The sequence below is a fragment of the Acetobacter sp. UBA5411 genome (assembly GCF_002409645.1).
Taxonomy (GTDB): Bacteria; Pseudomonadota; Alphaproteobacteria; order Acetobacterales; family Acetobacteraceae; genus Acetobacter.
This window is the reverse complement of sequence record NZ_DHNR01000037.1, coordinates 69,217-88,617: the sequence shown is the minus strand read 5'-3', so window position 1 is coordinate 88,617 and position 19,401 is coordinate 69,217. Positions and strand designations below refer to the sequence as shown.

Sequence of the window (19,401 nt, the reverse complement as noted above, 5' to 3'; positions counted from 1 at the left end):
ATGGATTGGACAGATGGGTCGAAAGCTACCTTTCAGAAATGCTTCCCTGTTTCTGAAAGCTGGAAAGATGCTTCGGAAGAAGCAAGTGAATGGTTATACTTGCAATATGAAAAAAGAAAAAAATTGGAAGAGATGTATTTTTTTGTTTCGGACTCTGCGCCGCAACCCAATAATCGGATAACAAGATACTATGGCATTCAACGTCGCGAGTTTATTAAAAAATTACTTAAAAATAATTGCAAAATAATTTGCGAAGGGATTGCTGACAAAGGATCTTCTTTGTATTTTTGGGGAATACTTCTAGTTAACAGGGAGAGTTTGAGTGATATTATTTCTTATACAAGAACAGAAAGAAGTAGTTTTTTGTTTTTTTCAAAAAAAATATTGTACAAAGAGGAAATCAAAAATTTTATCAATAAAAGTATAAAAAATTCTCCAATAAGCATTGATACAAATAAAATTATTTACAAACTTTGTCGTTTAGGGGTCTTTCCTATTAGAGTGTGGGGCGTGCCCGGTGAATGGTTTTTGTGGATAGAAATTTATTGTAATAAGATATCAAGTTAAGTTATTTTATAAGACTTTGAAGAATTGTAATGTAACGGGAGCGTTTCCGGCACTTACATGACCTGGTATTGCTTCTGCGAACGGTCATCTTGTGAATGACTTCATTGCTGCGAAGGTCAGCAACACGTTGTAGACGGAAATCGGTGTGGAGACGGGGGCGGAAGTGCTGCTGTTGGCGGGGTTATGCCGGGCGAGAGCACGCTTGCGGGCATGGGCGTTGAAGTGGAAGCCGTTGCGACAGCGGGCGGAAAGATCGTGGCGGCGGCGCAGCATGGCGAGCAGGAAGCGTCGGCTGCCGTGCATATGACGAAGAGCACTGACACTGTTGTTAATGCCGAGAGTAAAGCGGCTGACTTTAAAGCGAGCGTGCCAGAGAGTAGCTCTGCCAGTCGTAATATGCCCGACGAAATATCAAAAATGGAAATACGAGTGCTGAAAACGAAGTTGCTGATGAAGTTAAAGTGCCCCGTTCTGTGGGGGCCGATATTTCAAGCGCTCCAGTGCATAATATACAAGAGTTTTTTAATACCTTGACGGGTGATACGTTTAAAAATGCATCAAGCAGGACATCAAAAGTTTATCAAGGTCAGCGCGTGTACAAAGCTGATAAAGATATTATCTTGCAGGATGGATCTAAAATTCGAAAAAATGACCAATTTTACTTTGATGGTTTGCATAAAGATCACTTAGAGGTCTTTGATAACAAAGGGCAGGCCAGAATTAAAGTTGACTTGGCGGGTAATAATTTAGGACTTTTACCAAGTGGCAGGAGATTACCGTAGATGAGTGGTTTCGAAAATGAATCTGTGAAGAATTTTATCGATAAGATGTATGAGTGGTCATCTGATGCGGATAGAAAATTTTTAGATAATATTACAAAAAACAATCGGAACGGGTATGTATCATGGAAAATACCATTGCCGTTTGATCTATTGGAAGATACTGCTGAGAATAAATCAATTAGGGGAATTTGTGTTGAAAGAATGATATGGAAATTATATATTTTATCAAAAAAAAAGAAAAAATTAAACATTGATTTTCCTTTTCTTCCATACTGTTTGATCACAGAGCCAAATTTTTTTGGATCTGAAGTGGGTGTGTTTTTTTCTAGAGAGAAAATGAATGAATTTCTATTTAGAAATGTAAATACAAAATTTTACAAAGAAGAAACAAGAAAAACGAAAGGAAATTTGTCTGAAAGATATAATGTAATAATTCCAGATTTTTTTTCATATGAGTATTTTTCTCATGATGTGGAAAATTTAGATGATGATATTGTATATCATGGTGGCTTTCATTTCTTGTCATATATATTGAAATAGATATTTTCGTGTAGAGTAAGGGCACCAGCACCCTGACGGCGCTGGATGCGATGCAGAGCACCTATCTGGCGGGTGACGGCATTGCGGAAGGACTGGCCGCTTCGAAAGCTGGCACGCTTCTGAGCACGAACGCCGCTGACCGGAGCTCAGGCAATCTCGAACTGGCTGGCGTTCAGGCAGGCGTTGGCTATGCGTCGAACAAAGAGTGGGCGACCCAGACGACCACAACCGTGCAGGGCTCGACAGCAAACGCTGGCGGTACGTTGTCGGTTGTTGCACGTGGCGATGATGCGACGGATACGTCGAACGGCAATCTGAGCGCGGTTGCGGCGCAACTGGCCGGCAAGGATGTCGTTCTCGCGGCCTCGAAAGGGATTGACCTTTCTGCGGGCTGGGACACGACGCACAGCGAGAGCAGGGACAGCTCGAAATCCGCGTTTGTCGGTGCGGAAGCGAGTATTGGCACCTCAGGCGTGGGCGTCAGTGTTACGGCGTCAGTCGGTCTCCAGAAGCAGCACATCACGTCTGACAGTGCGACGGCAGTGGACACGACGGTCTCGGCTGGGAGCGGCGTCACGGTTGCAACCCCCGGCGCGCTGTCGCTGAACGGGGCGGAAGTCTCAGGCCAGCGCGTTGATGTCTCCGCCGGTTCGCTGAGCATCACGAGCCCACAGAACACCTCGGACTACAAGAGCACGGCGACGCAGGCCGGAGCGTCGGTCTCGGTTCCCGTGTGGGGCGCGGGTGGTGACGCCGGTGGCGGCGCGAGCTACGCGCACCAGACGATCACGGACTACTACGCCTCGACGGGTAGCGTGCTGTCGGGTCTGTATGCGGGCGCGGGCGGTCTTGGTGTTGATGTCACTGGCAATACGAGCCTGACGGCGGGGAACACGATTGTCGCTGCGGTGACGGGCGGCAATATTGGTGTGGCAGCTGCGGGCACGGCTGCTGGTGGTCTCGCCTCTGCGGCAGCGCTTCCTGCGATTGTGGAGATGTCGCTTGAGAATACGGGTGGCGACGTCAAGGCTGCGACGGTGGAAGCGAACGCGCTTGCCAATCTTGTCGCTTCTGCGGGCGGTGCTCTGGGCGGGATTGCTGCGGGCGGTGGCTCAACCTCGGTGAATGCTTTGAACGGCGCGGGTTATGCGTCGTCGATTGCGCAATACAACATGAGCCATACGATGACGGGTGTTGTTTTTGCAGCGAAGACGGCGGGAGGAGCGCTTGTGCGGACCGGCAATCCGTATGCAGAGGTTGTTGGTAGTATCCTGCTTGGTAGCGCGGAAGCTTACACGCTGTATGATACGTTGGTCAGCAACGCGCCTGCTGACAAGGGAACGGCGGCTCATGCACGCCCTCAGCATCGCAATGGCTCCTTTCAGCAGAGATCAGAGCGGATGATACTGCCCGGAAGCCGTGTCCTGATCAGTGTGCTGACGCAAAGAGCGAGAGCAATGAAACCAAAGGCGAAGGCACCGTAGATCCGCGTGTCCGGAAAGCACGGAATGACGAGGAAAAGAGCGAGCATCAGGACGGAAGACAGCATGGCCAGCTGGGATATCCGGCGTTTTTTCGAAGGGGTGTCCAGTCGCAGACAGGAAATGGACGCCATCAGGTAAGCGAACAGGATGAGCGTGCCGGAAGCACCCAGCAGGATTGTGTAGACAGAAGACGGTGACCACGCCGCCATCAGGATGATAAGAATCTCAAGGCCAGCCGTCAGGGCCACGGCGGCTACCGGAACACCGAAACGGCTGGAGCGCGCCAGAGTGGGCGGGGCGCAGCCGAGGTCGGATAGCTCGCGCAGGACGCGGGAGACGACATATTTCGATGAGTTGAGACAGGACAGCACCGCCAGCAGCGTCATGATGATTGTCGCTATTTCGGCGAAAGGAATGTCCAGATACCGCATCACCAGAAGAAAAGGTGAATGTCCGGGCACAACTTCTGTCCACGGACGCAGACAGAGCACGACCAGCACTGAACCCAGATAAAATAACAGCACGAGAAAAGGGAGGCGTGTGACGATTTCCCGAATGTTTCGTTCAGGATTTTCACTCTCCACTGACGCCACGAAGGCGATTTCACAGCCCGTGAAGGTCTGGACGATCATCGGAATGACAGCGGGAACGGCCCACAGGCCACGTGGAAATATCCCGCCATGATCAAAGAGGTTGCTGTGCACACGTTCGAGCGCAGCGGGAGTTTCAAACATCCAGAAAGCACCAAGCCCGATGAACAGCATCAGCGTGCTCAGCTTGAGAAGGGAAAGAACCGCCTCGCTCTCTCCATACACACGGACTGGCAGGGCGTTCATCAATAGGGCGAAAGCCACCAGTCCGATAGAACCTGTCAAAGGCGGGATGGAAAACAGCTCGTCCAGAATCATGCCGCCTGCGACCGCCTGCGCTGCGCCGGTAACGATCCAGAGAAAAGCATAGCTCCAGCCGGTGACAAACCCGCTTCGCCACCCAAGTACCGAGGCAACATGCGTCACAAAGGAGCCACGTCCCTTATGCTGGATCGCCAGTTCGCCGAGAAGCAGCATGACCATCCAGACGATGGCTCCCGCGCCAAGGTAGGCCAGCAATACTGCTGGACCGGCGGCGGCGATGGTCGCGGAGGTGCCGACAAACAGACCTGCCCCGATCACGCCGCCCACGGAGATCATCGAAACGTGCCAGCGTGCCAGCTTTCGTGCTGACACAGGCGGCGTGACGGCGGAGGGGGTAACTGACGAAGATGGCATCATGAACGTATTGTATGTGTCGGACCGATGGGTTTGTCGCCCATGATTGTCACACGATGCATGATGCGCCGATGCGGACGGTAATCATCGACGGCATAATGCTGGGTAATCCGGTTATCCCAGAACGCGACATCGCCTTCCCGCCATGTCCAGCGGATCTGAAACTCAGGTCGTGCCAGATGACGGAACAGAAATGACAGAAGAGCAGCGCTCTCATCCTGCTCAATACCGCAGATTTCCGTCGTGAAACCTTCATTGACGAAGATGGCGCGCCGTCCTGTCTCAGGATGAATCCGGATCACGGGATGTTCCACGGGCAGATTGCGGTTGCGCACATCTGCCCAATGATTGCGTTCGTCAGCCGTTCGTCCGAAGCGGGACAGGGGGAAGGATCGGGTGAAATCGTGGAGTGCCGTCAATCCTTCCAGATGGACTTTCATCTGGGGGGAAAGGGCGTCGTAAGCCGCCGTGGCGCTTGCCCATAATGTATCGCCGCCGGTTTCCGGCAAATGGCGGGCTACCAGAATGGCTCCGAGAGGCGGCGTTTCGGAAAACGTTACATCCGTATGCCACAATGCGTTGTCTTTGAGATCGTTCTTGTCAGTATCAAGGACGATGGCTTCCGGCACGTCAGGAACCGTTGGGTAGACCGGGTGAACATGCAGCGAACCAAATGCCTTTGCGAAGTCACGGTGCTGATGTGGCGTCAGGGTCTGGTTGCGAAAGAAGATAACCTGATGACGGAGAAGCAGATCACGAATGGTGCGGATCGTGTCGGAGGAAAGTGATGTGTTCAGATCAACGTCCTGCACGATCGCACCGATATGTGGTGAGAGTGCGCGTGCTGACACGCGCGTTGTGTTGCTGTGCTGAGGGATATCTGAATAACTATATAGGTTAGTTAAATTGTCGTTCTTCTGGAAATTAAGCGATTTTAGTGAAACTTCGTTCACATCCTGAAAGCTTGAATGGGTCATAGCTAGGAATTCTCCAGATTGAATCAGCCCTCTTTCTCCTGTGATATCACGGATATTAGGCTGCCTGTCAAATTAATATAACTATTATATTTAGTTTAATTATTGTTGCAATAACAATATATTATCAGATTTTTTCATGCTGAAAGGCAGGGCAGCTTGCCTAAAAATATGATTTCACGAAAAAATATGGATTGAATATGTAGGGCATTCCTTATATTGCACGAATGTAATATGTTTATGTCAAATTAAACTATTTTATATAGTTTAATTTGACTCTGGTCAGGTGCGGCATGTCAATAAAAATTCCTTATTCGTCACTGGGACTCTGGATTGTTCCTTTTCTGGCCGCGTCACAGGCACACGCACTGCCACCTTCCATGGCTGGCAGTCATGCTGAGGGGGGGAAGCAGAAAAACAGCAAGATTATCCACCCGATTCAGGCTGGAAAAGGAGAGGATGTTGCCGTGCGTGCTCGTCATATCCTGCGCGCCACGCATGTTGAGCTTGGTAAGAAGGTCATGGAGCAGCAAGTTCCCGGTACAAACCCGTTGAAGGTGCTGGCGCAGCTGCCCGGGGTGCAGTTTCAGTCTGACGATCCGCAAGGTCTCGATACCTATTCAGTCCAGTTATATATGCACGGCTTCGTGCAGAATGAGATTGGTATGAGTCTGGACGGCATCCCGCTCGGTGAGCCGACCTTCCGAAATTACAATGGTCTCAATCCACTTCAGGCTATTTCAGCAGAGAATGTGGAGCGTCTGGATGTGACGCAAAGCGCCGGTGCTGAATCTACGCCAAGCACCAATAACCTCGGTGGCTCCATCAATTACATCTCGACGGATCCACGGGACAAGGCTGGTGGACAGGTTGCCCAGACCTTTGGCAGCAATGCGATGTACCACTCCTTCTTCCGGGTTGATTCGGGGAAACTCAATGACAGTGGAACAAAGTTTTTTGCTTCTTATATGCGTAACGACACAGACAAGTGGAAAGGCGGCGGCGACCAGTTCATGCAACAGGTCAATGCCAAGCTGGTGCAGCCGATCGGGACACAAAGTCAGGTCAGCGCATTTTTCGACTGGGACCAGCTCCAGATGGTCAACTATCAGGATTACAGCCCGAACTGGCTAAAAAATAATGGCTATAATCTCGATAATTTCTATGGCCTGCCCAATGCGTGGAGTAATGCCTATGCCGTATCGCAGGGAAACTATCCGTCCTCTTACAAGAATGTCGCAGATCCAAAAGACGCATCCTATTACGACAGCACGGCGACATCAGGCGACTATTTCGGTGGTGTGACGGCTGATCTGGCACTCACGGACCGTCTCCGCTGGAAAACGACAGCATATGGCCATGAGGAAACCGGTCATGGCACGTATGCCAACCCGTATGCCTGCACGGATGCCACGGAAAGCCCATGCCCTGAAGCAAACGATACCATTCGCCTCAATGGCGGACGGATTTTCGAGCAGGTCCGCAAGCCGTTTGTTGAACGCTTTGGCGGTGTATCTTCCCTCAGCTACAATATCGCCCATCACGCGCTGTCTGCCGGCGTCTGGTATGAGAACAATCATTATTCCACCGATGCCTATGCCTATCAGCAGCCCTTGCCGGGTGAAGGAGCACCACTCAATCCATTCGGTAGCTTCAACGGAGTGCCCCGACGCACTTTATGGGCGCAGCAATATAACACGAATACATTCACGGCTTTCGTACAGGATACGTGGCACCCGGTCAGATCATTGGCTGTGCATTTCGGCTTCAAATCAATACTGAATACCACGCGCGTGGGGGATGGCCAGAACTGGTCCCTGCGTTTTCCCACCATGGCGAGCAGCGAGAGTCTGACGACGGCCAAAGCCTTTCTCCCTCATATCAGCGCGGATTGGATTTTCCTGAAAAATCATCAAATTTTCTTCGATATATCTGAAAATGCACATGCCTATTCCCAGTCGGGATATAATTCCAGCAATGCGCCGATGGCCGTGTCGCAGGCAGCGTATGATGCTGTGAAGAGCACATTGCGCCCCGAAACCGCGTGGACATTTGCTGCGGGCTATCGATATGCCGATCGATTGGTTCAGGGAAGTCTCTATCTCTATCGGACAAATTTCAATAATCGTCTTCAGCAGATTTTATCAAATACTGGGTCAGGTTCTCTGCTTACCAACACAACAGCTACAGTCCAGAACGTCGGAAGTGCGACGATGAACGGCATCGACGGCGGAGTGACGATCACGCCGTTGCCTGGGCTCGCTCTGTTCAACAGCGTCAGTTACAACCACTCCGTTTACGGTCAGAATATCACCAGCGGTGGCACAACCTACAATACTAAAGGCCATCAGGTCGTCGCATACCCGAAGTTTATGTATAAAACGCGGCTTTCCTATGAATGGCACAATGTTCTGGCTTATGTTGACGCGCAATATTATAGCCGACGCAGTTTTGATTATGTCGGTGACTACAAGATCGCTCCTTACTGGATGAGTGACCTGGGTCTGTCTTACACGCTCCACGATGTCGGAGCCAGCGCAGGTAGAGGATTTTCCGTGCATCGACTGATCTTTTCTTTCAACATCTACAATCTTGCCAATACGCATTATGTCTCCACCATGGGACAGAATGGTTATACGATGGACAATACCGACGGAAACGCCTTCAATAACCAGTCTATCCTGCTGGGTGCTCCACGTCAGTTCTTCGGATCGATCAGAGCTGAATTTTAAAAATAATTAGATATCGGATAGTAATAACGTATCTAATTGAAAAATAGACTTTGGATATGTTGCGTGGAGGGTTCTAAAACTTTTTGGTTTTGATGCTGTCTCTATGATTCCATTATTCCGGCTCTGGTCGGAGAAATAGCGATATGAAACAATCCGGTTTCTTTGATGTTGAAGGGTGTTTGTCTCGCTTGAGTAGTCTTGGCGGTCAGCTTTAAGCCTTTTTTCTGGACCGTAGATTTTGAGGCATTTCGACCTGATCTGCACAAGGCTCTGGCCTATGCGGATGGAAGAAAAGGCGGTCGTCCGCCCTTTTATGCGGTTCTGATGTTCAAAATCCTGGTGATTCAGACGCTGAACAACCTCTCCGACGAACGGACGGAATACCGGATCAATAATCTCCTGTCTTTTGTGAGTTTCCCTGGTCTGGGCCTGTCAGATCGGGTGCCCGATGCCAAAACGATCTGGCTGTTTCGTGAACGTCTGACGCAGGGCAGTGCGATTGAAAGATTGCTTGAGTGCTTTAATGCCACACTGTGAAATGCTGGCTACCTGCCAATGTCAGGCAGATGTTGGACGCAACACTGGTGCCGGTACCAAAACAGCGCAATACCAGCGAGGAGAAGGCGGATCTCCGGGCGGGGCTGATCCCCGAAGAATGAAAAGATAGACCGGCAAAACTGTCGCACAAAGACAGAGATGCCCGATAGACACTAAAGTTCACTAAAGTGAAGCGGCAGGGTGATGGAACGACCCTGTCAACGGATATCGCTATTCCATTCTTTGGCTATAAATGGCATATTTCCACCGACCGGAAGTTCAGGTTGATCCGGAAATGGAAGACGACAGATGCCGCCGCCAGCGGTGGTGCGAGATTGAGAGAAGGGTTGCTCAATTGCAGCAACCGTACCTGATGTCTGGGCCGACACGGCCTATCGGTCAAAAGCCAATGAAGCTTTCATGGAAAAGCAGAGCTTTGTCGCAAAGGTCCACAGGAAAAAGCCGCATCTTAAGCCTATGCCCCAACACGCCCAGAGATCAAATGCCAGAAAATCCGTCGTCCGGTCCCGTGTCGAGCATGTCTTTGTTGATCAGAAATCACAGACAGGACTGTTTTGTCCGGATAGGGGGCATCACCCGTGCCACCATCAGGATCGGGTTGGCCAATGTCGTCTACAACATGCGCCGCTTTCTGTTTCTGGACCGGATCAGCGCCACTACGTAGAACGCGAGTCTATAATGCTCCGCGCGTCGCCCTAGACGCAGAGCGAAGGTCATTACTCAGAACCATCATTACATGTCCATTGAGCCCAAAATAAGGACATAGTCCCTTCAATCAACGGTTCTTCTATCTTTTCGGGTCATTGGGAAGAAAACTTCGAAGGAATCATAATTGTAAGAAACCCTTGAAGGTCGTCCTTTATTGTTTTTGGCTACGCAGAGGCAATCAGCAGAGCAGCAGGCTGGCGTAAGGCTGACAAGAGTAAAAATGAATAATCCTGAAAAGTTTGATGGGAAATCAGACAGGAATCAGAAAAGATCGATTGTAAAAATCGGAAACATTGAGCCGGGATGGAATGACACCGGCAGTTTGATAGAGATCGGCCACTTTCTGATGAATGGCAATGACTTCATCCGTGACGGAGGGCAGGGCTGTCATCACCATGCGTGAGGAAGACACACGGGCTATGTCCAGTGGTGTGCCGGTATCCCGGGAAAAAGCGACGGCGCGTTCTTCCAGATGGGTCGCGCCCCACGCAAGGGCCTTTCCAACGCGTGACATGAAATCCGTCAGTTCAGATCGTTTTTTGATAATGGCGGCCTCGCTGGCGATACCACACTCGACTTCATCAACCAGACCGTGGGCCGTCAGCAGAATACGGGCATGATCTTCAAGTTCAGCCGTTGCGGCATAGGGATCCCAGATTGCCCATGCATCCACTGACCCACTGGAAAGCGCCATTCTTGCATTCGCAGCAGCTAGGGGCGCTTGCGCAATCTGACCCACATCAAGACCTTCCTGTCGTAGGGCTGCGAGGACCAGAAGATGGCCCGGTGAGCCTTTGACAAATGCGACACGGCGACCGATCAGATCCCGCATGGTGCGGGCCTTGCTGTTTCTGGGCACCAGCAGGGCGTTGGATTTTCCATCCACATGCCATGCCGAAATTGCCTTGAGCGGGCTGCCTGCCGCAAAAGTGAATGTCGCTGTTGCATCACCCACATAACCAAAATCAAGCGCGCCTGACGCAATGGCGGAGATCAAGGGGGCACCCACGGGGAAGGATGCCCACTGGATACGATACGGTAACTGCTCAAGCTGTCCGGCAGCCCTTAGAAGAGAACGTACACCTCCCTTCTGATCACCGACGAACAGTGTGGGCCCGACGCTCCCATCTACGGGTCCAGACAATCCGTGTGCTGCCTGTAGGGGCAATGGCAGCAATGAGAGAAAAGATGCTCCGAGTAATGTACGGCGGGGGAAAAAAGTCTTCATACTGACGGTCCCTCTCAAAAAGCTGCGTAGATTGCTTCAGATTTTCTTTTCAGGTTTCTTGTCATCGGATTGCTGAAGTGCATAGCGTGCAGAAGAAATCATCACCCCCTCTCGCAAAAGACCTCCCAGTTGCCAGAAGTTTTTCAGAGGTTCTTCTTTATGACCATCCCAGCCATAATCTCTGCGAATATTTCCCATAGGATCATTTTGCAACTCTGAACGAGGAACTACTACGGCAACGTAAATGGCATCTTCCGGACAATACAGTTCACACAGAAAACAGGTCTGACACTGATCCGGTCGTGCGATTGCTGGGGGTTGATCGTTCTTCGCTAGGTCGAGAACATGATCAGGACAGACTGCGACACATGTGTTGCAATTGTTGCAACGCTCAGAAAGAATTTCTGTAATCACGATACAACCTCTGCAACGCGGGGTTTTTCCAGATAGGACGTGATCTTGTCCAGACCTCCCGTGATGATGTGGCTCTGATATTCAGGGCTTTGTTGAGAATAGTCTTCCCTTACATGCATGCCACGGCTCTCTTTTCGAACCAGTGCGGAGGCATTGCACCATCTTGCCGTTGCGACCATGGCGGCAGTCTCTCTTGCTGAAACAGCATCCAGATTCCTGCCTTGCAGATTATTCCGTATTTCAGACCACGCTGCATCCAGCAGGGAAGCCGAAGAGCTCAGTTTGGTTTCATTTCGCCAGAGCGCCTTGTCCAGATCGAGTATTTCGTTTTGTGCGGTCTGTATTGCGGCTTTATTATCAACAGTTTTTATGGTATCGGATGGACGCAATCCCGGACCTCCAAGAGGGTTCAGTTTTTCGCTCTGATTGAGTGCCTTGCGGCGTTTTTTTGCTTCCCGAGCGGCTCCCGTCCCTGAAAGCACGCCCGAAGAGAGTGCCCATGCGGCGTTCTGAGCTCCACCGCCGCTCGTAGCTCCGGCGATATGTTCCCGTGTTGCGGCATCACCCGCTGCGAACAGTCCAGGTACGGCCGTGGCACACACGTCATCGATAATCCTGAGACCACCGATTCCCCGGATTGTACCCTCTCCGAACAGTTTGACTTCAAACCGATCCTGAAACATGTCGAGACCACGTCGCTCAAAAGCTGCAACGGTTGCCGGCTGGATCTCCCTGATAACAGCGGGTAGTCCTACCGGTGCTTCGTGAAGATCGGCATAAACCGGGCCAGTTCGAAAGGCATCGGCCAATTTGCAGAGATACTCGCGAGGCTTGTCCCACCCGGGTATGGACAGGAGCTGTCCTTCTGCGTTGAAGTATCGTGCTCCCGTATAAGGCAGCGTGCGTGTGCTCAGCCAGGCAGGAGAAATGGAATAGGAAACACAGAATTCCATTCCAGAAAGTTCTGCACCAGCCTCCACGCCCATGAGGTAGCCGTCCCCTGTGTTGTTATAACTCCCCAGCAAGCCAGACCGAAAGGCGCAGCCACCTGTCGCCAGTATGACGGCACCCGTCCGGGCATTCCAGGGTCTGTCATTCAACCGGTCGTAACCTGCCGCGCCACCGATGGAGCCATCCTGCCGTGCCAGAAGTTCCAGAACAGGATGTTGATCCAGAATGATGACACCAAGTTTTGTTGCGTATTGCCGCAAGGCGCGAAGATATTCAGGGCCACGCAGGCCCGAGCGAAACGTGCCGTTTTTGCCGTCGCCTGAGAAAGGATACCATGGGGCTATTTCAGGAATGGACTGCCATGTTATGTCAATGATGCGTTCCATCCACACCGGGTCCGCTAGTCCAAAAGTGCTCTCCAGTCGGCGTTCTACTGCCGCCTTTCGTAATCCTGGTTCCGGTGGTACCCACCAATGGTTTGGGCCAGCTGGAGCCGTGACACCGCTGGTTCCCATGAATCCCTTATCCGCGATGACAACACGGGCACCTGTTTTTGCGGCGGAAATGGCAGCCCAGCCCGCAGCCATTCCTCCGCCGATAACCAGAACATCTGCAATGATCTCGTTCATGATGTTTTCCTGTTCGGCAAAATTCAGAAATCTATCCGCGCACTGAGGGAGACCGTTCTTGGATCTCCGGGGAGTGCAGCCATGTTGCCGTAAGTTGTCCAGTATCGCTGGCCACCCAGATTTCGTACCATTCCCCTGAAGGTCATATGATGTTTACCGACCGGCATGACGTAATTGGCGCCGATGTCCCATATCCGGTAGGAAGGAAGCGCCAGTGTGTTGGCTGCTCCATCATACATCGAGTCTACGTAACGAAAATAAGCGTCCAGACTTAGGCCTTCGACATGGGGGACACGGTAATGAAGCTGGGCAGACGCCTGTAAAGGAGCTGTTCCTTCAACATGATTTCCTGTTATTGATGCAGAGGCTTTCTGATAAAGAGCCGAAAGGTAGGTAATGCCGCCGGAGAGTGTCAGACGCGGCGTTATGGCGAACGCTCCGTTTATTTCCACACCCTGATAACGCGCCAGCCCGTCCTGCATGTAATAATTCTGCGCATTCGTATAACCAGTGCCGCTATCGAGACGAAATAAAGCTCCCGTCAGAGACCAACGTTTACGCGCAATTTTCACCCCAAGTTCGTAATTGCTGCTCTCCATGGGCGCAAAGACTTCATTCCTGTTGACGTTACTGCTTCCGGCCTGTCCACCGCTCTGCATTGCGCGGACATAGCTGAAATAGACATTCAGTCCTGGATCTATCTTGTAGGTCAGGGCAAAGACCGGTGTCACGGGCGTATTACTATGACTGGCTGTCTTTGTGCCATCTGTAGAAAAATCATTTTCATTATACCAAGTATAACGGAATCCAGCGAGGAGGTACCAGTTTCGCCAGGTAACGGTATCACTCAGGAATGGAGCGATCTGCTGGTAGTCAATATAGTGATACAAACGGGGATGATAGAAATCTGCTGGCATATGACCGGATAATGAGGGAATATCATTGAAGATATTTCCAGTGGAAATGACTGTATTTGTTGTTGCGTTGGCGTCTGTGTCATACAATTGACGTTCCCACGATATGCCAGCAACTATGTCGTGTCTGAATGGGCCTGTATCGACATGACCCTCCGTCACTTCCTGAATCTGATTATACCACCACTGCCTTTGAATGAAGAAGGCATTATCGTGGTAACTTCCCTTGTTGTCCGTCAATGTCATGATTGTGCCTGGAAAATCTTCATCCAGAACGGAATAGCGATATGACAGACGGGAGTGCCAGTCAGGATTGATATCCCAGGTCAGTCCGGCTGTGACCACTTTCATGTCATTCGTTTTCCAGCTTCCTCGAGCACCCAACTGTGTCCGTCCACTGATGGATGGTAATGAGGTGACATTCGACGCAATGGAAAGCGTATTAATCATGTCTTCCTGAAGAGTTTTCATGAAAAACATGCTGGCATCCCATTTAAGGGAGTTGGTTATCTTTCCATCAAATGCCAACGTCACACCGTCACGTCGCATTGTGCCGCCATTGAAAAGATTTCCGATTTCATTGACAAAAGAAAAACGATAGCGCAGGCGACCCTGATCTACGAGTGTTCCTCCAGCATCAATCATCTGTCGATAGACAGCATCGGATCGATAGCCTGCTTCCAGTGATACTGTTGTGGCGTCATGGGGCTTCTTGATCTCGAAATTGACCACTCCGCCCGGTGCACCAAAACCATACATAAAGGCCGAGGCACCCTTGATCATCTGGATGCTTTCGAAATTTTCGACTGGCAGATCGATTGACCAGTATGGAATGGCCAGCCCGTCCACTTTGTAACCATTCAGTGAATCGACAGCCAGTCCTCGAATCTTGAAACTTGCTCCTGATGCCGCGCCATTACCACTGTTGGCAATCGTAACCGAGGAATCCTGAGCAAAAACAGCATTGATGTCAGTAGCCTGACGTGCCTGAATTGTCGCTGCATTGACTGAAGACACGGCAAAAGGGGTATCGAATGCGGAACGGCTCCCTAGAGCGCCACTATTGACGGTACTGCGTAAAGGTCGGCTTACACCACCGGAATGGACAGTAATATTTTCTGATGAAGAGCTTATAATTGACGAAAATTTTCGTTTAATTTTTGATTTATCAGCATTTTTGTGATCTTCCGCTTTAGCTTTCGGATAGGTGTGTATCGAAGCGGCAATAAGGGATTCTTCAGGGAAAGCTACTGCAAATCCGGCGAAAATGAAGAACCCAAAAGAGCGTGAGAGAAGAAAATCTTTCTGCAGCATGATACTTTCCTATAAGAAACCGGGCTGCTCCGGTGAATGTTGTCTGAAAGAGACGAGAGGAACGTTTATTCTTCTACATCAGAGTCCCAGATGATGGCGGAGAGTGCTTCCATCGTAATTTCGACGAAATGCACCTCGACGCTGAAGTTCTGGTATCAACGAGTCGAAAAACATATTGTCTGAAGCGGGGCAGTTGGGAGGAATGATCGTAAAGCCATCCACACCAGTTTCATCCACCCACGATATCATCTGATCGGCTACGGTCGTCGGGGAGCCAACAAAAGAAGGAAACGATAGATCTCGTGCATAGGAGCGTGCTGTTTGTTCCAGTGTCAGCCCGCGTGCTCTTGCCTCAGCAACCAGAGGTACGAACCGGCCACGACTTCCCCGGATTTCGGAATCCAGATCTGGTATCAGTTCATTCTGAGGATACTGTGAGAGATCATGATTCATGCTCCCGGACATGAAAGTCAGACCCGCAAGAGGATGGATGAGAGCATCCAGTTCCGCCTGAAATTCTTTGGCCCGACAGTCAGTTTCTGCAACTATCGGGACACATCCGGGAAGTATCCGCACCTTGCTGGGATCACGGTCTGCTGATGCTATTTTCTGACGGAAATCAGAGACAAAATTGCGCGCTCTGGCGGGTGTTGTCAGAACGGGAAAAATGACCTCTGCATATCGGGATGCTACATCCGAAAAGCGTTCTGACACGCCTGCCTGAATAAGAACGGGAGGAGCTGCTGAATAAGGAGGGAAAGTGAGAGGTCCCTTTACCTGAAAATGTTGCCCTTCGTGATAAATCGGATTGATATGATCCTTGAGTGCATAAACACCTTGTTCCCGGTTAAGCACAACGGCATCGGGTTGCCAGCTTCTCCAGAGCGATTGCACCACTTCTATGAATTCTTTTGCCCGTGCATAGCGTTCTGCGTGCTCAAGGTGGTTTTGGCGACTGAAATTACGTGCCTCACTATCGCTGACTGATGTGACGGCATTCCAGCCCACTCGACCATGACTGTAATGGTTGATGGCACCTAGCATGCGAGCAACGTGATAGGGCTCGGTGTAGGTCGTGGAAATCGTTCCTGCGAGGCCAATTCTATCCGTCAGGACAGAGAGTGCAGAGAGCAATGTCACCGGCTCTGGTGATCCGACTGCACGGCTGGTCACCGTTGCGTCAATGGACCCTCCATAATTGCTGTCAATCGCCAGTTTGTCGGCAACAAAAACCATATCAAGCGCTGCACGCTCAGCTTTGCGGGCAAGAGAAGCATAGGCCCTGATGTCCATAGGGTCAGCATGAGAGGATGTGGCATGTCGCCAACCTCCAAGATGCAGACCAGAAAGAGTCAGAAACAGGGCCAAATGCATTAGAGCGCCTCAAAAGAGAATCGACCGCCAATTTCTAATAAAGATAACGCATGTATTAATAACAAGTTTTCCTTTTTTGTGACTCAATATCCTGCAAACTATGATGATTGTTTTCAAAGCAGAATTCTTCAATTTAATATTTCTTGTTATCGGAAGATAAAATCGGCCGCCAATGTCATGTCCCTATCGTTCAGGAGAGAGTGTCATGGGCTCTATCAGACAGCGTCAGCTTAAGTTGGGTGCGATTCTTGCCGGTGTCGGCACGGACTTCAGCCAATGGCGGGATCCGGAATTGCCGTCGAATGCCAGCATTGATATTGATTGGTACATCCAGAATGCGCGACTGGCGGAAGAGGCCAGGTTCGATCTGGTCTTTATTGTCGATAGTCCATTTATTACACTAGATACTGCACCACACTTCCTCAATCGTCTGGAACCGCTCACTTTGTTGTCTGCTTTGGCAGTCTCCACGTCGCGTATTGGTCTGGTGGGCACACTGACCACGACTTATTGGGAGCCTTACAATGTCGCGCGGCTGTTTGGCTCACTTGACCATATCAGCAAGGGGCGCGCTGGCTGGAATGTGGTGACTACCGGACTTGAAGGTGCGTCACGTAACTATGGCAAGGACAAGCACCTTGATCATGCCCTGCGCTACCAGCGGGCAGAAGAATTTGTCGATGTTGTGAAAGGTCTCTGGGATAGCTATGAGGATGATGCTTTCCCCTATGACAAGGAAAACGATGTTTTTCTTGATAAGTCAAAGCAGCATGCGCTCAACCACAAAGGTGAATTCCTGTCCGTTGCAGGGCCACTGGCTCTGAGTCGTTCGCCACAGGGTTATCCCGTTATTTTTCAGGCTGGCGACAGTAATGCCGGTCGGCAGCTGGGTGCACAGATTGCAGATGGTACATTTGCAGCAGTAGAAGATTTTGAATCAGCTCTTGAATATTACAAGGATCTCAAGGCGAGAGCGAAAGCACTCGGCCGTGATCCTGATGCCATCCATGTTCTTCCCGGTATTGCTCCGATCATTGCCGAAACAGATGAAAAAGCCCGTGAGATAGCAATTGAGCGGGAAGGATCTCTGGATATAGAGAAAAAGCTTGTCGCTCTCGGGCGAGCCTTCAATTATCATGATTTCCGACAGTATCCGCTTGATGAGCCGTTTCCCGATATCAGTAATCTGACCTTGAACAGTTACAAAGGTCATGCAGAGCGTATTTTGCGTGGAGTGGCTTCTGGAAATCTGACATTGCGGCAGGCGGCAGAGCGTTATGGTGGCTGGCGTCTCAGCTTCGTTGGCTCACCGGAAACTGTCGCCAATGAGATCGAACGCTGGTTTGTCGGTGGCGCTGTAGACGGCTTCAATATTCGTGTCACCAATCCTCGGGATTTCCGGGCTTTTCGTGAATATGTCATTCCGATTCTTCAAAAACGAGGCCTGTTCCGGACCGAATATGAAGGAACGACACTGAGAGACCATCTTGGCCTTCCAGTTCCCGAAAACAGGTGGACAGCACGGAAACGTGAAGATCCCTCACATGCCGCTGCTGCCTGATCACTCTCTGTTTTGAAAAGCGATAAAATGACACAGAAACGCAAGATCAAACTTGGATTCATTCTGCATGGCGTCGGACGGACATGGGATGACTGGCGCCATCCGGAACGGAATGTGCGAGCCAGCACAAATTTTTCCCTGTATCGCAAGCAGGCTCAGCTTGCAGAAAAGGGGAAGTTCGATTTCCTTTTTGTTGCCGACAGTCTATCGATCAATGAAAAATCCAGTCCACATTATCTCAACCGTTTCGAACCGCTTACTATTCTGTCGGCTTTAGCTGCTGTCACCGATCACATAGGGCTCGTCGGCACGCTGAGTGTGAGTTACACGGAACCATTCAATGTGGCGCGACAGTTCGCCTCTCTTGATCATATCAGCCATGGTCGAGCTGGTTGGAACGTTGTCACTTCATGGTTGAGTGATACGGCTGCAAATTTTGGCCGAAAGGAGCATCCTGCCCATAGTGAACGCTATCGCATTGCAGCGGAACATCTGGAAACTGTGCAAGGACTGTGGGACAGTTGGGAGGATGATGCTCTGGTTGGTGATAAGGCCTGTGGTGTATTTGTAAATCCTGAGAAACTGCACAGACTTGATCATGCCGGGGCTCATTTTCAGGTTCGGGGCCCTCTGAATATTGACCGATCTCCGCAGGGACAGCCTGTTATTTTTCAGGCGGGAGCATCGGACACCGGGCGTGATTTTGCTGCGCGGCATGCAGAAGCAGTTTTCTGCGGTCCAGCGGATTTGGACGAAGCTCGTCTTTACTACGTCGACCTTAAATCCCGTGCCCATAAACTCGGTCGTAAAGATGATCTCCCCTTCATTCTGCCTGGAGCCGCACCGATTGTCGGTTTGACCGAAGAAGAGGCGGAAGCGCGGTATCAGGAGCTTGTTTCTTTAACCTCAATCGATACTGGTCTTGGTTTCCTCTCACGCTCATTCAATGATCACGACTTCCGACAGTACGATCTGGATGGACCTTTTCCTGAAGTGGAGCAGATTGGCAATGAAAGTAACCAGAGTGCCTCGCAACGTATTCTCAAACGGGTCAGAAAAGACAATCTGAGCATCCGGCAGGTTGCGCTGGAGCTTGCCACGCCACGTGGGGATTTTGTCGGTACGCCAACGCAGGTTGCTGATGCTTTACAGAACTGGTTTGATACCAGAGGGGCTGATGGTTTTGTTCTGTTTGAACCTCTTCCTGGGCAGCTTGATCTTTTTGTTCAGCATGTCGTCCCCATTCTGCAGGAACGCGGCCTGTTCAGACACGAGTATGAACATGACATATTCCGGGAAAATCTTGGTCTCCCCATCCCTGTCAATCGCTACGCTGTAGATCGTAAGCAGGCTGGTTGAATGAAAGGATCGAAGGGCTGCTGACTGGTGGTGTCTTGGCAGCC

General features: G+C 50.6%; 15 protein-coding genes and 1 pseudogene. 8 read left to right on the top strand and 8 right to left on the bottom strand.

What is annotated here, in order from left to right; genetic code table 11:
* On the top strand, positions 1 to 567 hold the full coding sequence (locus B3759_RS13125; RefSeq protein WP_291366429.1) for a hypothetical protein: 567 nt from the start codon (positions 1 to 3) through the stop codon (positions 565 to 567).
* Positions 568 to 651: 84 nt separating this feature from the next.
* Here the strand turns inward: B3759_RS13125 and B3759_RS13120 are convergent, their stop codons facing one another.
* A complete protein-coding gene (locus B3759_RS13120) occupies positions 652 to 870 on the bottom strand; it encodes a hypothetical protein (protein WP_291366427.1) in 219 nt (72 codons plus the stop codon).
* A gap of 158 nt (positions 871 to 1,028) precedes the next feature.
* Between B3759_RS13120 and B3759_RS13115 the strand changes: the two genes are divergently transcribed.
* From B3759_RS13115 to B3759_RS13105, 3 genes are read left to right on the top strand one after another with little or no spacing between them, the layout of a single operon-like run.
* Complete coding sequence (locus B3759_RS13115) at positions 1,029 to 1,349, top strand: hypothetical protein (protein WP_291366425.1); 321 nt, start codon at positions 1,029 to 1,031, stop codon at positions 1,347 to 1,349.
* A complete protein-coding gene (locus tag B3759_RS13110) occupies positions 1,350 to 1,889 on the top strand; it encodes a DUF3916 domain-containing protein (protein ID WP_291366423.1) in 540 nt (179 codons plus the stop codon).
* Between the two features lie 50 nt (positions 1,890 to 1,939).
* On the top strand, positions 1,940 to 3,373 hold the full coding sequence (locus B3759_RS13105) for a hemagglutinin repeat-containing protein (RefSeq protein ID WP_291366421.1): 1,434 nt from the start codon (positions 1,940 to 1,942) through the stop codon (positions 3,371 to 3,373).
* Here B3759_RS13105 and B3759_RS13100 read toward each other — a convergent pair.
* Both B3759_RS13100 and tauD read right to left on the bottom strand, forming a co-directional pair.
* A complete protein-coding gene (locus B3759_RS13100; RefSeq protein WP_291366419.1) occupies positions 3,271 to 4,644 on the bottom strand; it encodes an amino acid permease in 1,374 nt (457 codons plus the stop codon). The genes B3759_RS13105 and B3759_RS13100 overlap by 103 nt on opposite strands.
* Complete coding sequence (gene tauD / locus B3759_RS13095; protein ID WP_413788518.1) at positions 4,641 to 5,492, bottom strand: taurine dioxygenase; 852 nt, start codon at positions 5,490 to 5,492, stop codon at positions 4,641 to 4,643. Before tauD ends, B3759_RS13100 begins: the two co-directional genes overlap by 4 nt.
* A gap of 416 nt (positions 5,493 to 5,908) precedes the next feature.
* On the opposite strand from tauD, the gene B3759_RS13090 reads away from it, so the two are divergent.
* Positions 5,909 to 8,347: a TonB-dependent receptor gene (locus B3759_RS13090; protein ID WP_291366417.1), complete on the top strand. Its 2,439-nt coding sequence runs from the start codon at positions 5,909 to 5,911 to the stop codon at positions 8,345 to 8,347.
* Between the two features lie 143 nt (positions 8,348 to 8,490).
* Positions 8,491 to 9,569, top strand: a pseudogene (locus B3759_RS13085) (IS5 family transposase).
* Positions 9,570 to 9,863: 294 nt separating this feature from the next.
* On the opposite strand, the gene B3759_RS13080 reads toward B3759_RS13085, so the two are convergent.
* The 5 genes from B3759_RS13080 to B3759_RS13060 form a co-directional block, all read right to left on the bottom strand.
* Positions 9,864 to 10,841 carry an aliphatic sulfonate ABC transporter substrate-binding protein gene (locus tag B3759_RS13080; protein WP_291366416.1) on the bottom strand — a complete coding sequence of 326 codons (978 nt, stop codon included), beginning with the start codon at positions 10,839 to 10,841 and terminating at the stop codon, positions 9,864 to 9,866.
* A gap of 36 nt (positions 10,842 to 10,877) precedes the next feature.
* A complete protein-coding gene (locus B3759_RS13075) occupies positions 10,878 to 11,255 on the bottom strand; it encodes a 4Fe-4S dicluster domain-containing protein (RefSeq protein ID WP_291366414.1) in 378 nt (125 codons plus the stop codon).
* Entirely contained in the window at positions 11,252 to 12,835 is a 1,584-nt protein-coding gene (locus tag B3759_RS13070; protein ID WP_291366412.1) for an FAD-dependent oxidoreductase, read from the bottom strand. Before B3759_RS13070 ends, B3759_RS13075 begins: the two co-directional genes overlap by 4 nt.
* A 23-nt stretch (positions 12,836 to 12,858) precedes the next feature.
* Positions 12,859 to 15,063: a TonB-dependent siderophore receptor gene (locus B3759_RS13065; RefSeq protein ID WP_291366410.1), complete on the bottom strand. Its 2,205-nt coding sequence runs from the start codon at positions 15,061 to 15,063 to the stop codon at positions 12,859 to 12,861.
* Positions 15,064 to 15,141: 78 nt separating this feature from the next.
* A complete protein-coding gene (locus tag B3759_RS13060) occupies positions 15,142 to 16,437 on the bottom strand; it encodes an NtaA/DmoA family FMN-dependent monooxygenase (RefSeq protein ID WP_291366408.1) in 1,296 nt (431 codons plus the stop codon).
* Positions 16,438 to 16,642: 205 nt separating this feature from the next.
* Between B3759_RS13060 and B3759_RS13055 the strand changes: the two genes are divergently transcribed.
* Both B3759_RS13055 and B3759_RS13050 read left to right on the top strand, forming a co-directional pair.
* Positions 16,643 to 17,998, top strand: coding sequence for an LLM class flavin-dependent oxidoreductase (locus B3759_RS13055; protein WP_291366406.1), 1,356 nt, complete (start codon positions 16,643 to 16,645; stop codon positions 17,996 to 17,998).
* 27 nt (positions 17,999 to 18,025) lie between these two features.
* Positions 18,026 to 19,357 (top strand): LLM class flavin-dependent oxidoreductase, encoded by a 1,332-nt coding sequence (locus B3759_RS13050; protein WP_291366404.1) that lies wholly within the window; start codon positions 18,026 to 18,028, stop codon positions 19,355 to 19,357.
* Positions 19,358 to 19,401 lie beyond the last annotated feature (44 nt).

Coding starts and splice junctions, on each gene's coding strand:
- B3759_RS13125 (WP_291366429.1), top strand. CDS start 1: ATGGATTGGACAGATGGGTCGAAAGCTACCTTTCAGAAATGCTTCCCT.
- B3759_RS13120 (WP_291366427.1), bottom strand. CDS start 870: ATGCACGGCAGCCGACGCTTCCTGCTCGCCATGCTGCGCCGCCGCCAC.
- B3759_RS13110 (WP_291366423.1), top strand. CDS start 1,350: ATGAGTGGTTTCGAAAATGAATCTGTGAAGAATTTTATCGATAAGATG.
- B3759_RS13105 (WP_291366421.1), top strand. CDS start 1,940: ATGCAGAGCACCTATCTGGCGGGTGACGGCATTGCGGAAGGACTGGCC.
- B3759_RS13100 (WP_291366419.1), bottom strand. CDS start 4,644: ATGATGCCATCTTCGTCAGTTACCCCCTCCGCCGTCACGCCGCCTGTG.
- B3759_RS13090 (WP_291366417.1), top strand. CDS start 5,909: ATGTCAATAAAAATTCCTTATTCGTCACTGGGACTCTGGATTGTTCCT.
- B3759_RS13080 (WP_291366416.1), bottom strand. CDS start 10,841: ATGAAGACTTTTTTCCCCCGCCGTACATTACTCGGAGCATCTTTTCTC.
- B3759_RS13070 (WP_291366412.1), bottom strand. CDS start 12,835: ATGAACGAGATCATTGCAGATGTTCTGGTTATCGGCGGAGGAATGGCT.
- B3759_RS13065 (WP_291366410.1), bottom strand. CDS start 15,063: ATGCTGCAGAAAGATTTTCTTCTCTCACGCTCTTTTGGGTTCTTCATT.
- B3759_RS13060 (WP_291366408.1), bottom strand. CDS start 16,437: ATGCATTTGGCCCTGTTTCTGACTCTTTCTGGTCTGCATCTTGGAGGT.
- B3759_RS13055 (WP_291366406.1), top strand. CDS start 16,643: ATGGGCTCTATCAGACAGCGTCAGCTTAAGTTGGGTGCGATTCTTGCC.
- B3759_RS13050 (WP_291366404.1), top strand. CDS start 18,026: ATGACACAGAAACGCAAGATCAAACTTGGATTCATTCTGCATGGCGTC.